Here is a 7,175-nt window from a genome sequence, read left to right on the forward strand (position 1 = left end):
AAGAAATATCTGATGCAAGTTGTGTCTCCCATTGCTCACCTCGCCATGACCACTCCGCCGGGCAAAACCGTACTCGACAAATCGGAACTGGGCCTGCGCTTGCGCAGCGCACGCCAGGCGCTGAACCTCACGCTGGCCGAGTTGGCCGAGTTGTCCCAGGTGTCGGTGGCGTCTATCTCCAAAGCCGAGCGTGGCCTGCTGGCGCTGAGCTACGAAAAATTCGCCGCCTTGGCGGCAGCGCTGAAGCTCGATTTGTCGATGCTGTTTGGTGATGCCCCCGGTGGCTTTGAGGCCGGCAGTGCCGTCGTCACGCGCAGCGAAGAGGTGGTGGAGTACAAGTCCGAGCGCTACCTCTACGGCATGCTGGCCACCAAGGTGGCGGCGAAGAAGATGACGCCTATGATTGGCCGTGTCGAAGCGCGCTCGGTGCTGCGGCCGGGCGAGTTCAGCAAACACCCGGGCGAAGAATTCATCTTTGTGCTCGACGGTGTGCTGGAGATGCACTTCGCCGATGGCCGCGTGGCGCGGCTCGAAAAACACGACAGCATCTACTTCGACAGCGGCCTCGGCCACCTCTACGTGAACGGTGGCGACGAGGGCGCGCAGATCCTGGTGGTGTGCTGCAACGATGCCAAGGATGGCGGCTTGCAGGAACTGGCTTAGGCAACGCTGAACAATTCCCTCTCGGCGTCCGCATCCCTGGCATGGGCAGCCTGCGGCGTTGCAAATCCTCGCCATAGCACGGGCTATGGCGAGGATTTGCGCCTAGCAGTCCCTCCCATTCCAGGGCGCGGCCATCCGAGTGGACTTGTTCAGCGCTGCCTTAGCTAAGCCGCGAGCTTGGTGGGTGCAATGGCTTGACTACTGCCAGCCAACTCACGCAGCCGGAATTTCTGAATTTTGCCCGTGGCCGTTTTCGGCAGCACCATGAACACCACGCGGCGTGGACATTTGAAGTGCGCCAAACGCTCGCGGCAAAAGGCGATCAACTCGGCTTCTGACAGGCCAGGCGACGCCTGCTTCAACTCAATGAAGGCACAGGGCACCTCGCCCCATTTTTCATCGGGCTTGGCCACCAGTGCGGCGTGGAGCACACTGGGGTGCCGGTGCAAGACATCTTCGACTTCCACCGAGGAAATATTCTCTCCCCCGGAGATGATGATGTCTTTGGAGCGGTCGGTGATCTGCACGTAGCCATCCGGGTGCACTACCGCCACGTCGCCGGTGTGAAACCAGCCGCCTGCAAAGGCGTCGGCGGTACTTTTGGGGTTTTTCAAATAACCCTTCATCACGGTATTGCCACGGATCACAATTTCACCGCTGGTCACACCATCTGACGGCACGGGTGACATGTGTGTATCGACCACCCGCAAACCTTCGAGCGCCGCTGCGCGCACACCCTGGCGGGCCTGCTGTTGTGCCTTCAGCTGCGCGGGGAGTGTGTTCCAGGATGACTGCCAGGCGCAGCTCACAGGGGTGCCTGATATCTCGGTGATGCCGTACACATGGTCGACCGAAAACCCCATGGCCGAAGTTGATTCCAGAATGCTGGCGGGCGGTGGAGACCCCGCCGTGAGCACCCTGACGGCGCGCGGCAGGGCTCGCCGTTCGCCCGGCGGCGCGTTGACCAGCATGGCCAGCACGGTCGGGGCGGCGCAGAAATGATCTACCGCGTGTTCTGCAATGGCGCTGAAGATCGCGCCTGCCGTAACCTTGCGCAGGCACACATGTGTTCCCGCCGCTGCGGTGATGGCCCAGGTGAAGCACCATCCATTGGCATGGAACATCGGCAGCGTCCACAGATACACCGGGGCGCGGGGTACGGCCCAATCGGTCAGTTGCAGCAGGCTCATGAGGTAAGTGCCCCGGTGGCTGGGCACCACGCCTTTGGGGTCGCCGGTGGTGCCCGAGGTGTAGTTGAGTGCTATGGGTTCCCACTCATCTTCGGGCCATAGACCGGCAAAGCCTGCGTCGCCGAGGGCGAGCAAGGACTCGTAATCCATTTCAACTATGCCAGCCGCGCGAGGGGCTTCGCTGTCATGGATGGCCACCAGCCGGGGCGGGTTGTCCAGGCGTGCAATGGCGCGCGACACCACTTCGGTGAACTCGCTGTCCACCAGCAGAAGTTTGCACTCGCCATGTTGCAGGATGAAGGCGATGCCGTCGGCGTCAAGCCGGCAGTTGATGGCATTCAGCACAGCACCGGCCAGTGGGATGCCGAAGTGGGCTTCGAACATGGCGGGCGTGTTGGGGGCGATGATGGAAACGGTATCGCCGCGTGTAATACCAAACTGGCTGCACAAGGCCGAGGCCAGGCGGTAGCAGCGCTCCCGCGTTTGCGCCCAGGTCTGGCGCAGCGCGCCATGCACGATGGCGATGCGCTCGGGGTAGACGCTGGCGGTGCGGTCCAGAAAACCCAGCGGCGTGAGTGGCACGTGGTTGGCGGGGTTGCGGTCCAGCCCCGTGGCGTAGGCTTGGTGGCTCATGGGGTGGCCTCCTGGTGCACGTGATGGTGGTAGGTGGTGAACGCGGAAACCGGTTCGCGCTCAGTCACCAAGGTGTTCTCTACGCTGTTGGCAGCGGCATAACCCAGGCTCATGCCGCACACCACCATCTGGGAGTCGGGAATCACAAGTTGCTGAGAGATCACCGCATGAAACTTGGTGAACGCCGCCTGCGGGCAGGTATCCAGTCCACGTGCACGCGCGGCGACCATGATGCTTTGCAAAAACATGCCGTAGTCGAGAAAGCTGCCTTGTGCCATCACTTTGTCTATGGTGAAGATCAGCCCTACTGGCGCATCAAAGAAGTGGTAGTTGCGGCCATGTTGTTGGTGCATGCGCGCTTTGTCGCCCTTGCTGATGCCCAGGAGGCCGTACAAATCCCAGCCGACCTTGCGCCGCCGGTCCACAAAAGGGGCGACCCAGGTGAGCGGGTAATAGGTGTAGGGTTCGCGCAGCTCCTGGCTGTGTTGCGGGTCGTCGTCGATGGCCGCAATCGCACGGCTCAAGCGTTCTTTGGCGGATCCTGTCAGCACATGGACCTGCCAGGGCTGGGTGTTCATGCCGGAGGCCGCATAACGCGCAACTTCCAGGATGGCGTCGATGTCTTGCCGCGACACGGCTTGAGGGCTGAAGGCACGAATGCTGCGGCGCGAGGCAATCGCCCAGTCCACGGCATGCGCGAGTGTCGTCGCGTCAAGCGACGGTGCGAGAGGGTGGCGTTCCATAAGTCTCCAATGTTCTGATGCGAGGCGGCGCAGCCCAGCTTGCTTGTCAAAGCGCTCACCGTCGTCGGAAAATCATAGACTTCTTCCTTCATTAAGAATGTTCAGCACATGACATTTGAGAACCTGTTGCAAACCTTTGTTCTGTCGTCCACCTGGAGCCAGGGATTGACCGAAGATCAGTTGGCAAAGGTGGGCCGCGACATGTTTCTGAAGAGCTACGCTGCGGGCGCCACGGTGTGCCCACGAGGTGCGCCATCGGTGCACTGGCTGGGGGTGGTCGAGGGCATGCTGAAGGTCGATACCGTGGCCGCCGATGGCCGTAGCACCACCTTTGCCGGTGTGTCTTCGGGTGCGTGGTTTGGCGAAGGTGCCGTCCTCAAAGGTGAGGCGCGTCCTTACGCGGTTGTGGCGATACGCGACAGCAAGGTGGCATTTCTGCCGCGTGACACTTTTCAATGGCTCATCGATGAGAGCCACTTCTTCAGCCGTTGGGTCATAGACCAACTCAACGCGCGGCTCGGGCACTACGTGGAATTCATCGAAATCCTGCGCTTCAGCGAGGCCAATGTGCGTGTCGCCTACTGTCTTGCCGAGTTGTTCAACCCATTGCTTTTTCCGACCACACACAAGCTGCTGGTGTTGTCGCAGGAAGAAATTGGGCGGCTCAGCGGCTTGTCGCGGCAGAACACCAACAAGGCATTACACGAACTGGAAGAAGCGGGCTTGCTGCGTATCCAGTACGGCGCGATCGAAGTGTTGAACCTGGCGGGGCTACAGGCTTATGCGCGAAAATCCTGAGCCCTCAGCCCGCACCATTAAAGAAGTGTTTTCAGCTGCGTGAGCAGTGCTGCCGATGCCGGTGTCATCGGCGCACGCAACTCGGCCGTCATCTCGTCCTGCAAAGCCAGTAAAGCTTTCACCGGGCCAGGGTTGGGCTCGGCAAAAGCCAGTTCGACCAAGGGGCGCAGGCCGTGCCACACGTCGCGTGCAGCGGGCAGATCGTGTTGCTGCAGACGCTGCAAAAGCTCAACAAAACGCCGCGTGTGCACATGCGCGCTGGCAGCGATGGCGCCAACACCACCCAAGGCCACGGTGGTGAAGATTTGTATGTCTTCGCCCGCCAGCACTTGCAACTGGCCATCGCCAATCAAGGCCTGCGTCTTGGTCGTGTTGCCGCCGCAGTCCTTCAGCGCGCGGATGTTGGGGTGGGCGGCCAGTGCACGCAGCGTGGCCAGCTCCAGCGTAGCGCCCGTGCGGTAGGGAATGTCGTAGACGATGATGGCATGGCGGCTGGCGCTGGCAATCGCTTCAAACCATTGCTGCAGGCCTGCTTGGGACGGGCGGATGTAGTGCGGTGCGGCGACCAGCAGGCCGGCCAGCGGCTGGCTGTTCAACTCGGCTACACGCTCCAGCGTATGGCCCAGGTGGTAGCCCGATACACCCATCACCACGGCCAAGCCCGCGGCCGCCCGCAGCACGGTGGCCAGCACCGCGTCTTGTTCGGCGGTATCCAGGGCTGCGGCTTCGCCCGTGGAACCACACACTACCAGGCCCGCCACACCATCGGCATGTAGGCGTTTGACCAGAGCGGCCAGCGCCGCATGGTCTACCGCGCCCTGGCGGAAAGGGGTGACGAGCGGAATCCAGAGCCCCGAAAAATCAACAGAAGTACCGAGAGAAGACATGCGCTTGTATCCTTGCAGAACACGACCGTAAGAGACCGTTCAGCGAAGCGAGGAGACTGCGTGGGCGCCTGAAAACGAAGGGAGGATGCCGTGGTTTCTGACGTTGTGCGGGTTCCGTCGCTCATCTGGACGGAACCGCAGCTCCGGTCAGATGAGCTTGGGTTTTTTGGCTTTACCAACATGACCGACATGGCCAACGTCCGGTGCTGCAACAAGGGATGCAGCATGGTGGATGGACGTGGAGTAGGCGGGCATGCTCGCAGTATAAAACCAGAACGCGATCACATGATGAAGCGATCAGCTCACGTACTGCCCGATGGCGGTGCGGCCGGGGCGGCCCGGAATCATGGTCAGCATGTGGTCTGAGATACCACCGTCGACGACCAGGTTCTGTCCCGTCACATAGGCCGCACCGGGGCTGGAGAGAAACGCCACGGCCGCACCTATGTCGGCCGGCTGGCCTATGCGGCCCAACGGCACCAGGCTCTCGCGTTTGGCTTTGACATTGGGGTCGTGGTAGACCGCATCGGTCAGTGGTGTGTGGACCATGCCGGGGCATACGGTGTTGACACGAATGCCGTCCGCGCCCCATTCCTGCGCCAACTGGCGGCACAACATGATGAGTGCGGCTTTGGCGGCCGAGTAGGCGCCGTAGCCTGGGTGGGGTGTGAGGCCGGACATCGATGCCACCGCCGTGATGCTGCCGCGGCTGCGCAGCAACTGGGGGTAGGCGGCCTGTGCTATCAGCCAGGCCGAGCGGGTGTTGAGGTTGAAGGTGTGGTCCCACTGCGCCACCGGCAGATCGGCCAGGTGGCCTGGTCCGGAGGCACCGGCGTTGCACACCAGTGCCGTGAGGTCGCCTGCGGCGGCGTGTGCCCCGGCCACCAGGGCGGCGCATTGTGCGGGGTCGGTGATGTCGCCGCTCACCCCGGTGGCGCTGGCGCCGGTGGCACGCAGCTCGGCCAGCAACTGGTCGAGTTTTTCGCCGGGCTGTGATGCCGCAGCCGAGATGTGCACCGGCAGGTCGTCTTTTTGCGCCTGCGCAATCAGCGCAAAACAAATGCCGCGGCCAATGCCGCCGGCGGCGCCGGTGACGAGTGCGTGCACGGCGCGGGGAGAGCTTTCAGAGACTGGCATGGGTGGTCTTTCTAATCGAATTCAATCTTGAGGCTAGGCTTGAGAAGGCACAGCAGGCGCGGCGTGTCTGGTGATGCTTTTTTGTCCCTGCCTGGTCTTGCCTGGTTTTTACTGGCCGTAATGCCGCAGCGTGGCGGCAATGCCCTGGGTCAGGCTGGTTTTCTGCCGGCCCGGCAGCAGGGTATCCAGCCCGTCTTCGCTGATGCCCTCGGCAATCGTCAGCGGCTGGCCTTCGGCGCGCAACCGGGCGGCAGGCGCCTGGCGGCGGATCTCGTCCATCACCTGGTCCATGCTGGCCTGCACCCCCACCATGTTGTAGACCGGCGCGCCTTGCACCGGCGTCAGCAGCGCTTGCACAAAGGCCTGCGCCACGTCGTCCACGTAGACCAGGCCACAGCTGCCGGTCATGGCGATGGTGAAGGCTTCGCCGCGTGCCGCTGCGCGGCAGGCCAGGCTGGGGCCTGCACTGGCGCCGCTTTCGCGGCCGGGGCCGTACACCACAAACGGGCGAAAGCCCACGCTGGCCAGGTGTTGCTCGCGCCAATAGGCCTGCGCCGCACCTTCCACCGCCAGCTTGAATGCGCCGTAGTGGGTGGCGGGCGCAGGGTGTGACGCGTCGTCCGGGCCATAAACACCGGCCGAACTGGCGTAGACGATTTGCGTGATGCCCTGCGCCAGTGCTGCGTCAAACACATGCAGCGAGCCTATGAGGTTGATCTCGGCCCCGCGCACCGGCTCGGCGCTGCACAACGGCGTCAGCACACCCGCGAGGTGGATCACCCCGTCGCAGCCGTGCATGGCCTGCTGCACATCGGCCGCGCGGCTGATGTCGCCCACACGCCAGTCGAGTGTGTGCGCCACGGCACCGGCGATCGACACCATGGTGTCGCGCCGGTTGTGCTGGTCGAATACACGCACACCAATGCCCTGGGCCAGCAGCCGGCGCACGATCCACGCGCCCAAAAAGCCGCTGCCGCCGGTGACCAATACCTTCTTCAACTGCCGCATGGAACTTCCTTTGCAGTGTGGCTTAGGACATCTTGCACAGCGGTGAAGCGGCGGGAATGATGGCCGGGTCGAAGCGTTGCTCGATCACCGGGCGCAGCACACCATCGACCACCTTG

7 protein-coding genes are annotated in these 7,175 nt (G+C 62.8%); 2 read left to right on the forward strand and 5 right to left on the reverse strand.

Annotated elements, in window-relative coordinates; translation table 11 throughout:
- Positions 1 to 45 precede the first annotated feature (45 nt).
- Complete coding sequence (locus ACFQ95_RS11680; RefSeq protein ID WP_422831103.1) at positions 46 to 663, forward strand: helix-turn-helix domain-containing protein; 618 nt, start codon at positions 46 to 48, stop codon at positions 661 to 663.
- 164 nt (positions 664 to 827) lie between these two features.
- On the opposite strand, the gene ACFQ95_RS11685 is transcribed toward ACFQ95_RS11680, so the two are convergent.
- Complete coding sequence (locus tag ACFQ95_RS11685) at positions 828 to 2,486, reverse strand: AMP-binding protein (protein WP_422831105.1); 1,659 nt, start codon at positions 2,484 to 2,486, stop codon at positions 828 to 830.
- On the reverse strand, positions 2,483 to 3,229 hold the full coding sequence (locus tag ACFQ95_RS11690; RefSeq protein ID WP_422831106.1) for a nitroreductase: 747 nt from the start codon (positions 3,227 to 3,229) through the stop codon (positions 2,483 to 2,485). Before ACFQ95_RS11690 ends, ACFQ95_RS11685 begins: the two co-directional genes overlap by 4 nt.
- A 108-nt stretch (positions 3,230 to 3,337) precedes the next feature.
- Between ACFQ95_RS11690 and ACFQ95_RS11695 the strand changes: the two genes are divergently transcribed.
- Positions 3,338 to 4,027, forward strand: a complete 690-nt coding sequence (locus tag ACFQ95_RS11695; protein ID WP_422831107.1) for a Crp/Fnr family transcriptional regulator — start codon at positions 3,338 to 3,340, stop codon at positions 4,025 to 4,027.
- Between the two features lie 17 nt (positions 4,028 to 4,044).
- Here the strand turns inward: ACFQ95_RS11695 and dapA are convergent, their stop codons facing one another.
- From dapA to ACFQ95_RS11710, 3 genes are all read right to left on the reverse strand, one after another.
- Entirely contained in the window at positions 4,045 to 4,914 is an 870-nt protein-coding gene (gene dapA, locus ACFQ95_RS11700) for a 4-hydroxy-tetrahydrodipicolinate synthase (RefSeq protein ID WP_422831109.1), read from the reverse strand.
- Positions 4,915 to 5,211: 297 nt separating this feature from the next.
- A complete protein-coding gene (locus tag ACFQ95_RS11705) occupies positions 5,212 to 6,051 on the reverse strand; it encodes an SDR family NAD(P)-dependent oxidoreductase (RefSeq protein ID WP_422831111.1) in 840 nt (279 codons plus the stop codon).
- A gap of 108 nt (positions 6,052 to 6,159) precedes the next feature.
- On the reverse strand, positions 6,160 to 7,059 hold the full coding sequence (locus ACFQ95_RS11710) for an NAD-dependent epimerase/dehydratase family protein (RefSeq protein WP_422831113.1): 900 nt from the start codon (positions 7,057 to 7,059) through the stop codon (positions 6,160 to 6,162).
- Positions 7,060 to 7,175 lie beyond the last annotated feature (116 nt).

Origin of the sequence: Variovorax sp. HJSM1_2 (assembly GCF_049316285.1) — a bacterium.
Taxonomy (GTDB): domain Bacteria; phylum Pseudomonadota; class Gammaproteobacteria; order Burkholderiales; family Burkholderiaceae_C; genus Rhodoferax_B.

Coding starts and splice junctions, on each gene's coding strand:
- ACFQ95_RS11680 (WP_422831103.1), top strand. CDS start 46: ATGACCACTCCGCCGGGCAAAACCGTACTCGACAAATCGGAACTGGGC.
- ACFQ95_RS11685 (WP_422831105.1), bottom strand. CDS start 2,486: ATGAGCCACCAAGCCTACGCCACGGGGCTGGACCGCAACCCCGCCAAC.
- ACFQ95_RS11690 (WP_422831106.1), bottom strand. CDS start 3,229: ATGGAACGCCACCCTCTCGCACCGTCGCTTGACGCGACGACACTCGCG.
- ACFQ95_RS11695 (WP_422831107.1), top strand. CDS start 3,338: ATGACATTTGAGAACCTGTTGCAAACCTTTGTTCTGTCGTCCACCTGG.
- dapA (WP_422831109.1), bottom strand. CDS start 4,914: ATGTCTTCTCTCGGTACTTCTGTTGATTTTTCGGGGCTCTGGATTCCG.
- ACFQ95_RS11705 (WP_422831111.1), bottom strand. CDS start 6,051: ATGCCAGTCTCTGAAAGCTCTCCCCGCGCCGTGCACGCACTCGTCACC.
- ACFQ95_RS11710 (WP_422831113.1), bottom strand. CDS start 7,059: ATGCGGCAGTTGAAGAAGGTATTGGTCACCGGCGGCAGCGGCTTTTTG.